This is a genomic window from Natranaerovirga pectinivora (genome assembly GCF_004342165.1).
GTDB lineage: Bacteria > Bacillota > Clostridia > Lachnospirales > DSM-24629 > Natranaerovirga > Natranaerovirga pectinivora.
In genome coordinates, this window is sequence record NZ_SMAL01000013.1 from 24,065 (window position 1) to 41,210 (window position 17,146).

Annotated in this window: 18 protein-coding genes; 16 read left to right on the forward strand and 2 right to left on the reverse strand. The window is 32.8% G+C overall.

All coding sequences use genetic code 11. From position 1 onward, the window contains the following. The first annotated feature begins 2 nt into the window (after positions 1-2). From EDC18_RS13275 to rlmD, 5 genes are all read left to right on the forward strand, one after another. On the forward strand, positions 3-1,040 hold the full coding sequence (locus tag EDC18_RS13275) for a M23 family metallopeptidase (RefSeq protein WP_132253917.1): 1,038 nt from the start codon (positions 3-5) through the stop codon (positions 1,038-1,040). 3 nt (positions 1,041-1,043) lie between these two features. Further along, positions 1,044-1,442, forward strand: a complete 399-nt coding sequence (locus tag EDC18_RS13280) for a bactofilin family protein (RefSeq protein ID WP_132253919.1) — start codon at positions 1,044-1,046, stop codon at positions 1,440-1,442. Positions 1,443-1,634: 192 nt separating this feature from the next. Beyond that, positions 1,635-3,068: a S1C family serine protease gene (locus EDC18_RS13285; protein ID WP_132253920.1), complete on the forward strand. Its 1,434-nt coding sequence runs from the start codon at positions 1,635-1,637 to the stop codon at positions 3,066-3,068. A 151-nt stretch (positions 3,069-3,219) separates the two neighbouring features. Beyond that, positions 3,220-4,161 carry a 3'-5' exoribonuclease YhaM family protein gene (locus tag EDC18_RS13290; protein WP_132253922.1) on the forward strand — a complete coding sequence of 314 codons (942 nt, stop codon included), beginning with the start codon at positions 3,220-3,222 and terminating at the stop codon, positions 4,159-4,161. Between the two features lie 88 nt (positions 4,162-4,249). Beyond that, positions 4,250-5,611: a 23S rRNA (uracil(1939)-C(5))-methyltransferase RlmD gene (rlmD, locus tag EDC18_RS13295; protein WP_132253990.1), complete on the forward strand. Its 1,362-nt coding sequence runs from the start codon at positions 4,250-4,252 to the stop codon at positions 5,609-5,611. 278 nt (positions 5,612-5,889) lie between these two features. Here the strand turns inward: rlmD and EDC18_RS13300 are convergent, their stop codons facing one another. Further along, on the reverse strand, positions 5,890-6,072 hold the full coding sequence (locus EDC18_RS13300) for a hypothetical protein (protein ID WP_132253924.1): 183 nt from the start codon (positions 6,070-6,072) through the stop codon (positions 5,890-5,892). 583 nt (positions 6,073-6,655) lie between these two features. Between EDC18_RS13300 and EDC18_RS13305 the strand changes: the two genes are divergently transcribed. Together EDC18_RS13305 and EDC18_RS13310 are read left to right on the forward strand one after the other, a co-directional pair. Next, positions 6,656-7,657: a virulence RhuM family protein gene (locus tag EDC18_RS13305; RefSeq protein WP_132253926.1), complete on the forward strand. Its 1,002-nt coding sequence runs from the start codon at positions 6,656-6,658 to the stop codon at positions 7,655-7,657. A 487-nt stretch (positions 7,658-8,144) separates the two neighbouring features. After that, entirely contained in the window at positions 8,145-9,149 is a 1,005-nt protein-coding gene (locus EDC18_RS13310) for an alpha/beta hydrolase (RefSeq protein ID WP_132253928.1), read from the forward strand. Positions 9,150-9,315: 166 nt separating this feature from the next. Here the strand turns inward: EDC18_RS13310 and EDC18_RS13315 are convergent, their stop codons facing one another. Further along, positions 9,316-9,969 (reverse strand): flavodoxin family protein, encoded by a 654-nt coding sequence (locus tag EDC18_RS13315; RefSeq protein WP_132253930.1) that lies wholly within the window; start codon positions 9,967-9,969, stop codon positions 9,316-9,318. Between the two features lie 140 nt (positions 9,970-10,109). On the opposite strand from EDC18_RS13315, the gene EDC18_RS13320 reads away from it, so the two are divergent. The 9 genes from EDC18_RS13320 (at position 10,110) to mgtE (ending at position 17,135) form a co-directional block, all read left to right on the forward strand. Next, complete coding sequence (locus EDC18_RS13320) at positions 10,110-10,490, forward strand: winged helix-turn-helix transcriptional regulator (protein ID WP_132253932.1); 381 nt, start codon at positions 10,110-10,112, stop codon at positions 10,488-10,490. A 360-nt stretch (positions 10,491-10,850) separates the two neighbouring features. Beyond that, positions 10,851-11,747 (forward strand): helix-turn-helix transcriptional regulator, encoded by an 897-nt coding sequence (locus EDC18_RS13325; protein WP_341472734.1) that lies wholly within the window; start codon positions 10,851-10,853, stop codon positions 11,745-11,747. A 66-nt stretch (positions 11,748-11,813) separates the two neighbouring features. Then, the gene (locus tag EDC18_RS13330) at positions 11,814-12,080 is read left to right on the forward strand and encodes a zinc ribbon domain-containing protein (protein WP_132253935.1); all 267 of its coding nucleotides are present in this window, start codon (positions 11,814-11,816) and stop codon (positions 12,078-12,080) included. Positions 12,081-12,141: 61 nt separating this feature from the next. After that, entirely contained in the window at positions 12,142-12,888 is a 747-nt protein-coding gene (locus EDC18_RS13335) for a GNAT family N-acetyltransferase (protein WP_132253937.1), read from the forward strand. A gap of 379 nt (positions 12,889-13,267) precedes the next feature. Further along, positions 13,268-14,149 carry a hypothetical protein gene (locus tag EDC18_RS13340; protein ID WP_132253939.1) on the forward strand — a complete coding sequence of 294 codons (882 nt, stop codon included), beginning with the start codon at positions 13,268-13,270 and terminating at the stop codon, positions 14,147-14,149. Positions 14,150-14,228: 79 nt separating this feature from the next. Then, the gene (locus tag EDC18_RS14620; protein ID WP_165878592.1) at positions 14,229-14,372 is read left to right on the forward strand and encodes a hypothetical protein; all 144 of its coding nucleotides are present in this window, start codon (positions 14,229-14,231) and stop codon (positions 14,370-14,372) included. A gap of 354 nt (positions 14,373-14,726) precedes the next feature. Then, positions 14,727-15,218, forward strand: a complete 492-nt coding sequence (gene msrB / locus EDC18_RS13345; protein WP_132253941.1) for a peptide-methionine (R)-S-oxide reductase MsrB — start codon at positions 14,727-14,729, stop codon at positions 15,216-15,218. A gap of 308 nt (positions 15,219-15,526) precedes the next feature. Further along, positions 15,527-15,670 carry a hypothetical protein gene (locus tag EDC18_RS14625; protein ID WP_165878593.1) on the forward strand — a complete coding sequence of 48 codons (144 nt, stop codon included), beginning with the start codon at positions 15,527-15,529 and terminating at the stop codon, positions 15,668-15,670. A 130-nt stretch (positions 15,671-15,800) separates the two neighbouring features. Beyond that, positions 15,801-17,135: a magnesium transporter gene (gene mgtE / locus EDC18_RS13350; protein WP_132253942.1), complete on the forward strand. Its 1,335-nt coding sequence runs from the start codon at positions 15,801-15,803 to the stop codon at positions 17,133-17,135. Positions 17,136-17,146 lie beyond the last annotated feature (11 nt).

The window sequence follows — 17,146 nt, forward strand, 5'->3', positions numbered from 1 at the left end:
TTATGTTTACTATGAAACGTTCATTACAAAAAAAGCATAAGAAGAGAAATAAGTATATCACTATGATGCTTATTCCAGACCCAACTAAAAAAGCAAGGGCTATAAAAATACCTAAATGGATTAGCTACCCTATACTCATCTCAATAATAGTAATAACCATATCTGTCATTAATATGACCTCATATATTACTAAGTTAGAAAATGATTTAGAGGAACAAAACAACTTAGTAAAACAAACATATCTAGAAAATGAAAATCACATTGCAGAAATAAATGCTTTACATAAAATTAATGAAGAAAATTATCAAAAACTTGAATCCATAATTAGCTCAACGGAAGATTTGAGACAAGAGTTAGAGAAGTTATCTGAACACCAACAACAAATTGACGAGATATTTAATAATGTTGAAAAGACCACTCAAATACAACCATCTAATATGAGTCTTCAATTATCTAGAGTATCTAACCCCATAAACTTAACTTACTTATCCACTACAAAAGATGTTAATAGTACCAGTTTTGATGACCATATTGGGAATATAGAAAAAACGTTAGATGAATTATCAATGTACTTAAATAAAGAAATAGATGTATATCAGCAATTAGAAGAACAAGTAGAAGAGATGATACCATTTTGGGAAGCATACCCCTCCATATTACCTGTTGATGGCAGAGTAACAAGTAATTATGGATGGAGAAGAAATCCATTTGGAGGACCTGGATATGAATTTCATAATGGCATTGATTTATCTGCTTATTATAATACACCTGTAAAAGCAACAGGTAAAGGTGAAGTAATCTACGTAGGATATGACCATCTTTATGGGCGGATGGCTATTATAGACCATGGATATGGTATTGTTACAAAGTATGCCCATAACACAAGTATAACTGTAAAAAAAGGTGAAGTAGTTAAGCGAGGGGATATAATTGCAAAATCCGGTAGTACAGGAAGAAGTACAGGTCCTCATGTCCATTATGAAGTATTATTAAACGGAAAAACACAAAATCCAATAAATTATATTTATAAAGGAGAATAAGGAATGAAAAAAAAACCAAGCTACGAAAAGCCCACAACAATAATTGGCGAGGATACTATTGTTGAAGGAAGTCTTTTAAGAGCAAAAACCTCTTTGCAAATCAATGGGACATACATAGGTAATATTGAGGTTGAGGCAAGTGTTGTAATTGGTGAGAAGGGGAAAGTGCAAGGTAATATAAAATCCGACTTTATCCTAATAGCAGGTCATTTAGAAGGCAATTTAGAAAGTAATTATCAAGTACATATAACATCTACTGGAAAAGTGTATGGAGATATATACTGTGCAAGTATTATTATTGATGATGGTGCTTTATTAGATGGGACCTGTAAGATGAAGGAAACCAATCCTCAAACAAAAGTAAAAGAAGAAAAAGAAATAAGTAAAGCAAATTCTAAATAAAGATAAAGCTCTCATTGTATGGGGGCTTTATCTTTTGAAAAAAATATTTTATAATTATGGGTAAAGAACATAAATATCACACAATTAAACATAATAGATAAAGAAATCATTACAGTTTATTCATAAAAAGTTCATATTTTTTTTATATGATATAGTTACAGAAAAACATATAGAAGAATAAGGAGGTATAGTATGTTTGATGATAAAAACGATCTTAATAAAATAGATGGACATAATAATCCAGATGATAGTAATGATAATTTAGAAATGGATATAGAAATAGTTACAGATAAAGAAATAATACAAAGTCATTATCAAGAATCAATAGAAGAGATTAAAACTGGAAAAGTAATACAATGTGAAGACCCTCAATCTAAATACCATAAGTATTGTGAAGAAAAAATAAAAGAAAATGAATCAAAAAAGAAGAAATCCCCAATATCAAGCCTCTTATGGGTTAGTGTTATAGCTGTAGTATTCGGTACAGTATTTCAAATTACAGTAACTTTCACAGAACCCTATATTAACACCCTTATACATGGAGAAGAAAGTAACCCCTATTTTAGCTTTAATACAAGCCAGAATTCTGTAGAGAATGTAGCAAGTACTCAATTGGTGAATGATGGTCTAGATTCTAGTCAAGTAGGAAACTTACATTATTCCCCTGTGGCAGCAGTAGCAGAAGAAGTTAGTCCATCAATTGTAACCATTACAAGTACAGTGACAAGTTATGATTGGTTTAGAAACCCTTATGAAAATCAAGGAACAGGATCGGGTATTGTCTTTGGAGAACAAGGAGACGAGATACTAATTGTAACCAATTATCACGTTATACAAGGATCAAATAAAATAACAGTAACATTCATTGATGATTCATCTGTTGAAGCCTCAGTAAAAGGGTTTGAACCGGAAGCAGATCTAGCTGTAATAGCAATAAAAAGATCTGATTTAAAAAGGGGAAGTCTAAACAATATAAAAATAGCTACTTTTGGAGATTCAGACCAATTAAAAGTAGGGGAATTAGCAATTGCAATAGGAAATCCCTTAGGATATAGTCAAACAGTAACTGTAGGTGTAGTTAGTGCTCTGAACAGAGAAGTTAAAATTACAGATAAGAGTCTAGAACTTATCCAAACAGATGCAGCCATAAACCCAGGAAATAGTGGTGGTGCATTAGTGAATGCTAATGGTGAAGTCATTGGTATTAATGTGTTAAAATTCGCTTCAAATAATGTTGAAGGTATGGGATTTGCAATACCCATTAACACTGCCCTACCCATAATAGAAGATTTGGTGAATCAAAAACCAAAACCATATCTAGGGATAAATGGTCAAGATATTACAGATGAGTTATCTGAAATATATGCATTGCCTTTAGGAATATATATTGCACAAGTTGTTCCTAATACACCAGCAAGCAATGCAGGTATAAGACCTGGAGATATTTTAATAGAATTTAATGAAGTAAAAACATATTCAATGTCAAGTTTGCAAGAAGAATTAGCAAACCATGTACCAGGAGATAGGGTGAATCTAAAACTACTAAGAATAGAAAATAATAGAGTTCAATCCTATAATGTAACCGTTAGATTGGGAAATAGAATCGATTATGAATTCCATAGATAAAAGAAAAAACTGGCGTCTTAATTAGATGCCAGTTTTTCTAATGGTGCTAAGGCTATAAGACATTAATAATTTAAATAAATAATACCTTTGTTTTTTAAAAAAAATTAATGTATAATAACAATTAGTTAGATAGAATCGAAAGGAGTATTATATGTATTATATCTCAGAATTAAGAGAAGGAGATCAGGTAGTTGAACATTATCTGTGTAAACAAAAACAAGTACTAAAAACAAGGGCAGGTAAAAGCTACTATTCTCTAAAACTTCAAGATAAAACAGGGTGTGTAGATGCTAAGGTATGGGATCTTAATACTGGAATAGATGACTTTAATGAAAATGAGTATATTAAAGTTGAAGGTCAAGTACTTACATTCCAAAGTTCACTTCAACTTAGCCTAAGAAGAATAAGAAGAAGCCAAGAAGGGGAATATGACCCAAAAGAATATATACCAACATCCTCAAGAAACATAGAAGAAATGTATTCAGAATTAAAAACATATATAGATCAAATAAAAGAGCCTAGTATAAAAAAATTAACGGAAAAGTTTTTTGTTGAGGATAAAGATTTTATAAGCAGGTTTAAAGCCCATTCAGCTGCTAAAACTATGCACCATAGCTATATGGGTGGTCTATTAGAGCACACTTTATGTATTTTAAACTTATGTGAATTCTATGCAAAACAATATCCAATAATCAATACAGATATCTTATACGCATCAGCATTATTCCATGACATTGGAAAAATGTCAGAGCTATCAGGATTCCCAGAAAATGATTATACAGATGAAGGTCAATTATTAGGCCATATCATTATTGTATTACAATGGATAGACGAGAAAATAAAAGAAATACCTAATTTCTCCGTAAAAATAGCAAACCATATCAAGCACTGCATCATATCTCATCACGGACAACTAGAATATGGTTCTCCGAAAAAACCACAAACCATAGAAGCATTGGCATTACATTTTGCTGACAATACAGATGCAAAACTAAGAACTTTTACAGAGCTTTTATCTAACTCTGATGAAGATGGTCCGTGGATTGGATGGCAAAAGATATTTGATTCAAACATAAGAAAAACAACGTTCTAAAAATAAAACATAATGACTAGCAAGAGGAAGAGATGGAAAAACTAACCTTGAGCTAGTCATTCATATGCAAAAGAATAGAGGGAAAAAAATGGAAATAATAAAAAATGAATACTACACAATGACAATCGATGATATAGGTGACGGTGGCGAAGGTATAGGTAAAATAAATGGCTATACCATGTTTGTAAAAGATGCCCTTATAGGAGATGAAATAAAAGTAAAAGTAATAAAAACAAAGAAAAATTATGGCTTTGGAAAATTAGAAGAAATCATCACACCATCGCCATATCGTACAGAAGCGCCCTGTCCTATAGCAGAAAAATGTGGTGGATGCCAAATACAACATTTTGATTATAAGAGGCAATTACAATTCAAAGAAGAAAAAGTAAAAAATGTATTAGAGCGAATTGGTGGTCTTAAAGACATAAAAGTCAATGAGGTCATGGGAATGGAAGATCCATACTATTATAGAAACAAGGCACAATTCCCAGTAGGAAAAGACAAAGATGGCAATATTAAAATTGGTTATTATGCAGCACGTTCTCATAACATAATTGAAACAGAAAAATGTTATATAGGAGATCCTATTAACGAAGTAATAATACAAAAAGTAAAAGAATATATCGTTGAGAATAACATATCCGTATACAATGAAGAAAAACATGAAGGCCTAATAAGACACATACTAACAAGAGTAGGGTATCATACAAAAGAGTTAATGGTATGCTTAGTCATTAATGAAAGAAAGTTACCAAAACAAGATGCATTAATCAAAAAATTAGAAACCATCCCAAATATTAAAAGCATTTGTGTTAATACAAATCTAGAAAAGACTAATGTCATATTAGGTAAAAAAACAAAAACCATATGGGGACAAGATTATATCACAGATAAAATAGGTGACGTTTCATATAAAATATCACCAGTATCATTTTATCAGATCAACCCAACTCAAACAGAAAAACTATACAACACAGCATTAGAATATGCAGGTCTTACCGGTGAAGAAACAGTATGGGATATATACTGTGGTATAGGAACCATTACATTATTCTTAGCTCAAAAAGCAAAGAAAGTATATGGGGTAGAGATAGCAGAACAAGCAATAAGAGACGCATTAAGTAATGCAGAATTAAATGAAATAGAAAATGTAGAATTCTATGTAGGCAAAGCAGAAGAAGTCCTGCCAAGTTTATACGAAGAGCAAAATATAAAAGCAGATGTAATTGTAGTAGACCCTCCAAGAAAAGGTTGTGATGAGGAGCTACTAGATACAATAGTAAAGATGGCACCTAAAAAAGTTGTCTATGTATCTTGTGACCCAGCGACCTTAGCAAGAGATCTAAAATACTTTGGTGAAAATGGGTATACAGTATCACAAGTGCAACCTGTAGATATGTTTCCACATACATTGCACGTGGAGACGTGCATCTTGATAGAGAAGAAATAGAAAATCCATTTCAAGGGTTGCAAGAAATACAGCTATGATGCTTGAAATAGTACGGAAACTAAAAGACGTAGATATAGAAGTAAGATCTGAAAAAGGGATGGTGAGCTAAATGCTTACTGTCCTTTCTTCTTTTCCATGCACCAATTGTTTCAAAAGAAAGGTGGGAAGTATGGGCAAGGATGGGGGCAGATAAAATATGGGCGTCGTCATCTTTGAAGTGACACCGCCCCGATAATTTACTGTGTTATGGGTGAAAGTATTCTTGTTTTGGAGTTGCGTCATTCTTTTTTTAGACCAACTATACCCAAAATTATGCCAACAGCCATAGATAACACTCCAGCGTATTGTGGAATTTGCATATACTGTGCTTGTACAGCTACATCTGCAAAACCTAATACACCAACAGAATATATAATTGCTCCACCAACAAAAAGCATCCCTCCAAAAACAACTTTCTTCATACTCAGCCTCCTGAATTTTATTCTCGAATTTTAGAACCATCCACCTAGTTAGGTATATTACTAACGAAATAAAGAGGGGATTTGTGAATACCCTAAACTGCTACTTGGGGTTTTTTTATATTTTAGCATAGCAGAGAAGAGCTTTCAACTACGCAAATGTAAACATAGAGGTGTACAATCCAATTGGGGATAGATTGGATTTTGGAAAAAGCACACCATCTGGAGCATATGATATAATGCAGATAGGTGCTCATTACTTCTACAATGTAAATTGGTAATAACGATTGTCTTTATTAAAATTAAATACTTGAAACATATATAATACAAAATATTCATATTTATAACTACTCAAAAGATACGCTCTAATTTATATTATACATTAGAGCGTATTTTTAAAACCCACTTGAAAGTCAATACAAAATTAAAAGAGGTTTATGTGGCTACGTTGTTACCACTGTGATAAAATTAAAATGATAATTAAAAATATAGATGAACTATCCGGAATTTACCGGATAGTTCACTTTGAAAAAGTCAGACAGTGTCTGACGAAATTGATTAATAAATTTCAGAAATGGGGGATAATGTGGAGAATAAAACAGATATTCTTATTTATCAATTGGAAGACGGAAAAACTAAAATTGATGTAAGAATTGAAAATGAAACGGTATGGATGACACAAAAAGCCATTGCCGAGCTTTATCAAACAACTTCTCAAAATATAACACTTCACATAAAAAACATTTATGAAGAAGGTGAATTAGAGGAAAATTCAACTTGTAAGAATTACTTACAAGTTCAAACTGAAGGAAATAGAACGGTGCAGAGAAATTCACGTCACTATAACCTTGAAATGATTATTGCTATAGGTTACCGTGTACGCTCTAGTCGAGGTACACAATTCAGACGTTGGGCAACGGAAAGATTAAATGAATACTTAGTCAAAGGCTTTACCATAGATGATGAACGCCTTAAGGGTATGCGTAATATCGGTGATGATTACTTTGATGAGCTTTTAGAACGTATTCGTGATATTAGAGCATCAGAAAAAAGGTTTTATAAGAAAATCACGGATATCTATGCCTTATCTATGGATTATGATGCTAAATCAGAAGCTGCAAAGAAATTCTTTGCGACGGTTCAAAACAAACTTCATTTTGCCATTCATGGTCATACAGCAGCAGAATTAATTGAACAAAGAGCTGATGCATTAAAAGATAATATGGGTCTTACCACTTGGAAGGGTGAGAAGGTCCGTAAAGGGGATATCACTGTTGCCAAGAATTATTTAACGGAAAAAGAAATAAAATCCCTCAACCGTATTGTAACCATGTATCTAGATTATGCAGAAGATCAGGCTGAAAGACGTAACCCAATGTATATGAAGGATTGGGAAGAAAAGCTTAATGCCTTTCTAAAATTTAATGAGAGGGATATACTTACTGGCGCAGGTTCTATCTCTCAAGAAGTAGCTAAGGAACTTGCTGAAAAAGAATATGAGAAGTTTAATCAAAAGCGTTTAAATGCTCCTAAAAAAGATGACTTTGATGTATATTTAGAAGAGCATGAATGGACATATAAAAAATAATGGATTAGAGGTGATGTTAAGTACAAACAACTACTTTAGAGGGGGTACATCTTTACGCAAAACCCCTGTTTTCTGCGTATTATTATCACTTACCAGCCATAACACACGTTGAAACAGTTGTGTTGATAGAGAAGAAATAGGTTAGAATCATAGGACATTAAGATTTTGGGGTAAGTATAGTATTCGTCAATTGGTGAGAGTCCTGGGGGTAGGAAAGTCAATTGTAGAAAAAGCGACTAAGTGACAGTTGAAGCGTCCGAGACCACTGAAAGAGTCCTGATTTTTTATGCCAGATGAATACGATGCATAGATATCCATCTACTGCCTGCCTTAACTTCCAGTGGTATCTTTCTTATTAAGCCCCTAAACATACGAAAAAGCGCGCTGAGGTTCGCATTTTTGTAGTGATTTGGGAAGGATTTTTCACTGGTCCCGAAACCTAAGTTTTTTTATATTTATTATAGGTCAAGTTGAAGAGGGTGAGGGTATGAGAGTAAAGTTTAGTATGATTGATAAAGACTTAAGAACTACTGGAAGGATAATTAAGATAGCTAACAATACTTTTACTGAATCAAGATTTCGGCTAATGCACAAATTAAGTCGAAAAAACAATATTAAAATAAAAGATAATACGATACAATTCACTGAAGAGTGGATTCTCCGTAAAGATGGATCAAAGATGCGTATTTGCATATTTAGGCCTTTAATTCCTAAAGAAGGTGTTCCAGGAGTCCTGTGGATACACGGAGGAGGCTATGCGATTGGATCTCCCGAGGTTTCAAAGATTTATGCAAAAAAATTTATAGAAGCAAGTAATTGCGTGTTTATAGCTCCTGATTATCGTTTATCTATCGAATCACCATATCCAGCTGCTCTGGAAGATAGCTACGAAACACTTTTATGGATGAAAAGCCATGCAAAAGAATTAGGAATCAGTGACAACCAGCTTATGGTTGGTGGTGATAGTGCAGGCGGTGGATTAACGGCTGCTCTTACTCTCTACGCAAGAGATAAGGGTGAAGTGAATATTGCTTTTCAGATGCCATTGTACCCAATGATTGACGATAGGATGATAACAGAATCAGCAAAAGGCAATAACGCTCCTGTTTGGAATTCTAAATCTAACTTTAATGGTTGGAAACTATATCTTGGCAATCTATTTGGCACCTCAAATGTGCCTTGCTATGCTGCTGCTGCAAGATCAGAGGACTACAGCAATCTTCCACCAACAGTTACCTTTGTCGGAGATTTAGAACCTTTTAGAGATGAAACCATTCAATATGTAGAAAACTTAAGAAAAGCTGGAATTCCAGTTGAGTTTCAAATATTTAATGGGTGTTATCACGGTTTTGATCAAATATGTCCCAAAGCGGAGATAACACAAAAGGCACTTGAATTTCTTGTTAATTCTTTTGAGTATGCACTAGAACATTATTTTGCAGAACAAAATATCAATCAAGAAGCAGGAAATAGATCTGAGATTAAGGACTGATTAATATATGAGTCAATAATACAGCTTATAGATAGTGTATGAATACCGACTTTGTCTGAAAATAAAGCATCCCTTGAAATATAATAATTTCAAGGGATGTATTTGCATTAGAAGTTCCTAAAACTCGTTATGATTAAGTAGAAAAAATTCATTGAATTTTAATATATTACTTTATTAAATTTGCACCTAGTTCAAATGCTTTTTGACAATCTAAAGGAAATTGTACTTTTCTATGCTCTGCCCTTTCTTCTTCAGAGAATGCGTCAGCTTTATATTTTGAATAATCATCAAATTGATAAGTGCTATTAGAATACATAACTAGTGGTTTTGTAAATATATGTTCAATAGAAGACTCAATGTTATTGAAGGTAGTTAAATAACCAATTTGACTCATTGCTTCTTCTGGGGCATTCATTGTATAAATGAATGCTGTTGGCATCTTCTTTGGTGCAATGGAAGAATAGTTTTTATCATATACCAAATAAGGAAATATTAGTCTTTCTAAAAATGATTGTAATTGACCTGTTATAGTACCAAAATATATTGGAGAACCAAAAATAATACCGTTAGCCTCAGATACCTTTTCTAAAACTTCCTGAAGATCATCTTTTAGAGCACATTTTCCATAACTTGCACCGCCAAGTTTTTTACAGGCAAAGCAGCTTTTGCACCCAGTATAGTTTAAATCATATAAGTTAATGATTTCAGTTTCAATTTCATTACCTTTTGCTGATTCTTTTACTCCATCTAAAGATTTTTGAAGTAATGTAGCTGTATTTTTACTTTTTCTTGGACTTCCATTAATAGCATAAACTTTCATAGTAATGCTCCTTTTTCTTTATAGTGTTTTATAATTTTTCTGTTATAATAAAGATAGCACAAGGTCATAAAAATACAAGTATGCAGTTTTTTCTGCGTTAGTATAAAAAGTATACCATTAAATTTAAAGGAGTTGTAAATATGAATAATGATACGAATTGTGATGTGGGATTCACTAGTGATAATATATATGAGACAAAATGTCCACTTATATATGCATTAGAAATTATTGGAAAAAAGTGGAAACTACCTATTATGTGGTACTTATTTGAAAATGAATTTACTAGATATAATGAATTGAAGCGAAAAGTTAAAGGTATTACTAGTATGATGCTTACAAAAGCTTTAAAAGAATTAGAAGAACATAATCTTATTGTTAGAATCCAATATGAAGCGATTCCTCCTAAAGTTGAATATGCTCTAACAGAAAGAGGTAAAGCACTACTTCCTGCATTGAACGAATTGTCAAAGTGGGGAGGAGAACAACTTAAACTTGATAGGTTGAAATCAAGTTGTGAATAGCAAACGCTTTTTAAATGAAGAAATGACTGTTAAAATTATACGTATTCAAAATCATAGACAAGATTTTATGAGAATAATGTTTTGTATCGATAAAATGATGGACTAAGATTAGAATGTATGTCTGCGACTAGCTTTCCAAGCAAATGGTTGATATCGAAAAGGTAAGACTCTGAAAGCATTGAAAATACAAGGTTTCAGGGCTTGCAAAAATAAAAGTAATTCTATCTACTCGACTTTGACCCTCGATATGCGTTCATGGAAACATATCAAGGGTATATTTGTGGGTAAAAATTGAGCCTTAAAATTAGGGAAGGTTGAGTTGACAGATTAGATAAAGCATAGGTGGTGAGATAATTGCAAATGAACCGGCTTTTTGAAATTGTATACGTGCTATTGAGTAAAGGTAGAGTGACAGCAAAAGAGCTGTCAGAGCGCTTCGAAGTATCTCAACGAACTATTTACAGAGATATAGATGCGCTTAGCATCGCAGGCATTCCTGTATATACTGAGAAGGGCAAAGGCGGTGGCATTAGTCTGCTTCCTGAATTTACTTTGAGTCAATCTCTTTTAACTGAACAAGAACAGGAAGAGATTATTTCTGCCCTACAAGCGTTAGAAGCAGTTAAACCCAAAGAAACGACTAAGGCTTTAACAAAACTATCAGCTGTTTTTAGTAGAAAGGCTGTCAATTGGATTGATGTGGATTTTTCCGATTGGAGTCGTGGAGACAATAAATTATTTAGTAAACTTAAGACAGCGATATTTGATAAAATTGTTGTAGTATTCGATTATTATAGTACAAAGGGAGAAAAAACAAACCGAAATGTTGAACCCATACAGTTGTTTTTCAAGCATCGGGCGTGGTATTTAAAAGGCTTTTGTCTTTCTCGGCTTGATATACGATTGTTCAAGCTGACAAGGATGGAAAACTTAATACTTACTGAGCTGGGTTTCACTGAAAGAAATTTTTCGACTATCCTATTTGAATCTTCACAGGATGAAAAAAATAATAACTATATAAAGTTGGAAGTTAAAATTTTATCAGAAATGGCTTATCGAGTTTATGACGAGTTCGAACCTCAGAATATAAAAAAGCTAATGGATGGCAATTTCATTGCAACTGTTGTTTTTCCAGAGGATGGATGGGTGTACGGTTATATTATGTCATTTGGAGAATATATTGAGGTGCTTGAGCCTCTGCATATAAGAGAGATTATTCAAGAAAAATTGGATAAAGCTTTAAAAAAATATATTTAATATGACACTCTGTTGTCATATTAAATAGTCTATAATTGAGATATAACTGATAAGGAGGTATTACCGATGGAAGAAAAGTATTGTCAATCTTGTGCTATGCCAATGAGAGATACAGATGAAATGTATGGAACAAATTTAGATGGAACCAAGAATGAAGATTACTGTAAGTATTGTTACATGGAGGGGGCATTTACATCAGACATTTCTACGGAAAAAATGATCGAAGTTTGTGTTCCACACATGGTTTCTGCAAATTCTGGCATGAGTGAGGATAAAGCCAGAAATATTATGAAGGAATTCTTCCCCACATTAAAACGCTGGAAAATAGGATAAATACAGAGCGGGCATAGATCTATTTCTATGCCTTCTTGTTTTTGAAAAGGAGGGTTTATAGATGTGTGATAACTATATTAACTTGGAAATGAATAACATTGCTGAAAAACATTTGTGCTGTGCAATTTCTGACAAGAAACATCAGATTGGTGTTGATGTGAAGCGATCTTGGTTAGCTGAAAGGATATCTGAAGGACATGTTTTTAGAAAACTTGATGCTAAAGGAAAGGTTTTTATAGAATACGCGCCATTGGAAACTGCTTGGGTTCCTGTTAATGGTGAAAACTATATTTATATATATTGTTTTTGGGTATCAGGTAGTTTCAAGAGTAAGGGACATGGGAAAAAATTGTTAGAGTATTGCATTGAAGATGCGAAGAGGCATAAGAAATCAGGCATTTGCGTCATTAGTTCAAAGAAAAAAACACCTTTCCTTACAGACAAAAAATATATGCAAAACTATGGATTTGAAGTAGTAGATGCAATTGGAGATTATGAGCTATTGGCGTTATCATTTGATGACGCAAAACCTATTTTTACTGATAATGCTCGAAAGCAAGCAATTGATGATAAAGACCTTACAATTTATTACTCAAAGCAATGTCCATATATTCCTAATTGTATAGAGCAGGTTGAACTATTTTGCCAAGATAATAATATCCCATTAAACCTGATTGAAGTAGATAATTTAGAAAAAGCTAAATCTGTCCCAGGTGTATTTAATAATTATGCAGTTTTTTATAAAGGAAAATTTAAAACTATACATTTACTAAATGAAGGATATTTGAAAAAGAAGATTTTGATGTAAGCTCATGATAAATTAAAAAGAATGCAAAACAATTCTCTCAAAAAAAATAAATCTAAAATCAAAATGTGGAATTACCATGATTTTTAGGGTTGGTAGTACTCGGTAACATATCAGTATGTTTTGTCTTTCTCAGAAAATATTAACTGTAGAATATAAGTTGATATGAGGATACTTGTTCATAATTTAGAGTTTTATCAAAAGTGACATTTTCTAAAATTAATCATAAGGTGACATTATCACAAGTTAATAACGTTTACATTTGGATTATATTGACAAAGGGATATTTCTTTGATATTATATTACCGGTGGTAATTACCATTGGTAATATAGGGGGAGTCACTAAATTAACATGATTCACATTATAAAGCAGGAGGTTATTATGAACTCAAAATGTATAAGTATAAAACGGATAATTATTATAAACATCATTGCTATTCTCTTTTCAGCAATTTTTGCAATAATTGTTCATGCGCTTTTACCGTCTTCCTTAGATGATATTCAATTTGATAGCATACTTGTTGAATTGTTTGGATTTCCTTTTGTGGCATCATTATATTTCATTGTATTATTTACCCATTGTGCCATTGCAGTAAGATACATAGGAGTTAGATCAGAGGCAACCAAATTTCAAATAGGTATCCGATTTGGAGTTGTATTTGCAATGATTTATTTGCTAGGAATGCAAGAGGTGGTAGTTGAAGCTACTGCTTTTTCAGAGTGGGGGCTCGGATTTGTTAAACATAACTTTATTATGGGAATAGGTGATGCAATACCTGCAATATCGTTATGTTTTGTTATTAGCTTTTTTACGATAGCAAATAAAGAAAAAAGTAATTTAATTCATAAACTGAACTTTTCAGATATCATAAAGGCGGTTAGCATTATTGCTTTTGCTATAGTTGTTGGGCGAACATTTGCCTACGAAAGTGGTATTATAACAAGTAACTATGATACATATCCAATTCCAACCTATGTGTGGACAGTTTTATTTGGATTAATGCTTGGTTTTATTTATGTGATTTTATATCCTTTATTAGCATATAAAAATAATCTAAATTATATACCATTAAGGTTAGCAATAGTTGTTGGTTTAAATTGGATAATCTTTAACTGCTTTATAGGTCTAATTTTTAAAGATACTATGTTTGAAATGCTTCTACGAAGTGGATTAGATGTTTTGATATTTTTTATAGCTTCAATAATAATAGGTAAATATATTATTGCTAAAGAGTTCATTAGTAAAGATAGATTCTATGGATGACTATTTGGACCATCTTCTTAATAAGTTTTAAAAACTTGGAAGCGTGTTATATATCCCCCAAACTAGGTTTGGGGTTTTTTTGATCCCCAGAAGTCTAGCTTTTACGCAAATTAATATCATTACTGCGTTTACAGTTGAATCCCAAGTTAGCAAGAAGAGAGAAGTTGAATCAGATAACGGCAAAGAATCCAACAATAATGAAATAAGTCAGTGGAACTATTAGGCCGGGCATAATCCACTCTTTTCATTACTACATGCAGGCCGAGTCATGCAATATACCTTTAGTCCATCAATGATTTTAGTATCCTTAAGCTCATATCCAAACCTTTCGTAATAAACCACATTCTGCTCATTTTCTGTATCAAGTGCAATAGGGTAGGATGGCTGGGAAGATTCTGCAATTTCGTGAAATTCTCTTAGAACCTTTTTACCGATGTCCTTTTGATAAAGAATAATGACTAGTACTTTAGTTATTATGATAAAATAAAATTAATAGCTAAACAACTGAAAGTAAAGTTAGATCAAGAAGGTATTATTGAGAAGATAAACCTAACTAAAAATGAAGAGGTGTTGCTTGATGAATAAAAATGAAGAGTTTACAAATGAAAATAAGTGGAAAATAGAAAAAGACATCCAACAACTAAAGGAAAAACTCACACCACTACAATATGAAGTTACACAAAATAATGCCACAGAGAAGCCATTTCAGAACGAATTTTATGATAAGGATGAGGAGGGCATTTATGTGGATATTGTTTCAGGTGAACCACTATTTAGCTCAAAAGATAAATATAATTCTGGATGCGGCTGGCCAAGTTTTACACAACCTATTAACCGTTATCATATTGTTGATAAAATGGATAAGAATTATGGTATGATTCGAACGGAAGTACGTAGTAAGTATGGTGATTCTCATCTTGGTCATGTGTTCAATGATGGACCAAGGGAAGAGGGAGGCCTTAGATATTGTATTAATTCAGCTGCATTACGTTTCATTCCCAAAAGCCAGTTAAAAAAAGAAGGATACGGTGAGTATGAAGGAATTTTTGAGGAATTTACTAGGAGGTAATTATGAGTAAGACAAGGGTATAAGACAAGGGGACGTTTCCGTTGTCTTATTAAAAGTTAAGTGTTATACTAAAATGAGGTGATAGAATATGGCAAGGCAAGCAAGAAATAGATTTAATAGCGAAGTAATAGAAGCAGAGTTATATATATACATCAAAATCCAGTAAAAGCTAAAATAGTAGATAAAGCTGATGAATAGGATTGGAGTAGTTATAAAGAATATGAACTATAATACAAGCAAAAAGAGACATTCATTAATGCAAGTGTTATTAAGAATATTTTAAGACAATACGTGAATTAAAGGCCTATATGAATGAAAAGAATAATGACCAGTGCTTGGATTATTGTGATAAAATAAAATATACAGATAAACAATTAAAAGAAAAGTTAGATCAAGAAGGTATTATAGAGAAGATCAACAAAGAAAATATAGAGATAAGAATTTGGAAGTAGGGGTTAGTATTCAACAATTAGGGAGAGTTCTTGGAATAGGCAAGTCAATTGTAGAAAAAGCGACTAAGTGACAGTGGAAACGTCCCCGTGTCTCCCCCAAGTTCCATAAAAAGGAAAGGAAAGTTTGATAATGGTCCATAAAAATAAGATACTTAATTTTATACTCAACAGTACATTTGAAACAATTCTCGATCAAATTGATGAAATTCATCCAGTTGACTTTTTAGAAGCCCTTGCTGAATTTGAAGAAGACCCTTTACTCATACTTACCAAATTACCAGATGAGTACGTAGGGCATTTACTTGACTATGCTGAAGACGATGAAAAGTTTAAATTGCTTTCACTTTTTTCAGAAAAGAGAAAAGGTCAAATCGTTTCAGAGATGTCATCTGATGAGCTTGTAGATTTACTAGGCAGTCTTGATGAAGAAGACAAAATTAGCATCATCAACAATATGAACGTTGATGTTGTTGAAGAAGTGAAAGAGCTGCTCTCCTACGACCCTGAATCAGCAGGAGGGATAATGGCTACTGAGTTTATAGCCATTAAGGAATCATTTACAGTTAATCAAACCATAGAGTATTTACGAACTACGGCTCCTGGCTCAGAAACACCATATTATATCTATGTGGTTGATGATTTTGATGTATTAAAAGGAGTTGTTCCATTAAGAGAGATTATAATTTCTGATCCAAACACACTGGTAAAAGACATTATGATAGAAAATATAATAAGTGCACCCGTTGATATGGATCAAGAAGAGGTCGGTCATATTTTTGAAAAATACGGCTTTATGGCAGTGCCTGTAGTGGATCATAAAGGTGTGATATTAGGTATTGTAACCGTTGACGACGTGATGGAAATCATGAAAGAAGAATACACAGAAGATATGTTCAGACTTGCTGGACTTGATGAAGAAGAAAAAATCTCTGGATCTGTTTCAAGCGCTATTAAATCCCGTTTACCATGGTTGCTGGTTAACTTAGTCACAGCAATACTTGCAGCTGCAACCGTAAGTCTATTTGAAAATACCATTGCACAAATAGTTGCCCTTGCTACATTTATGCCTATTGTGGCTGGAATGGGAGGAAATGCTGGGACGCAGACACTTACCATGATTATCAGAGGTATTGCTTTAGGAGAATTAAGCTATGAAAACCAAAAGGAAATATTACATAAAGAAATCTGTATTGGCTTAATCAATGGATTATGTCTTGGTCTTGTGGTTGCTTGTCTAGGGTATTTCTGGGTGGGTAGTTTTGCTTTTGGGTTTGTCATTGGTCTAGCGATGTTTTTAAACCTAGTTGTTGCTACTGTGTCGGGTTATTATGTTCCAGTTATACTAAAAAAAATTGGTGTTGACCCAGCATTAGCATCAGCTGTATTTGTTACAACGGTCACAGATGTTTTAGGCTTTTTCTTTTTCTTAGGTCTCGCTACCATTATGATTACTTTTTTAATTTAATGTGCCTAAAT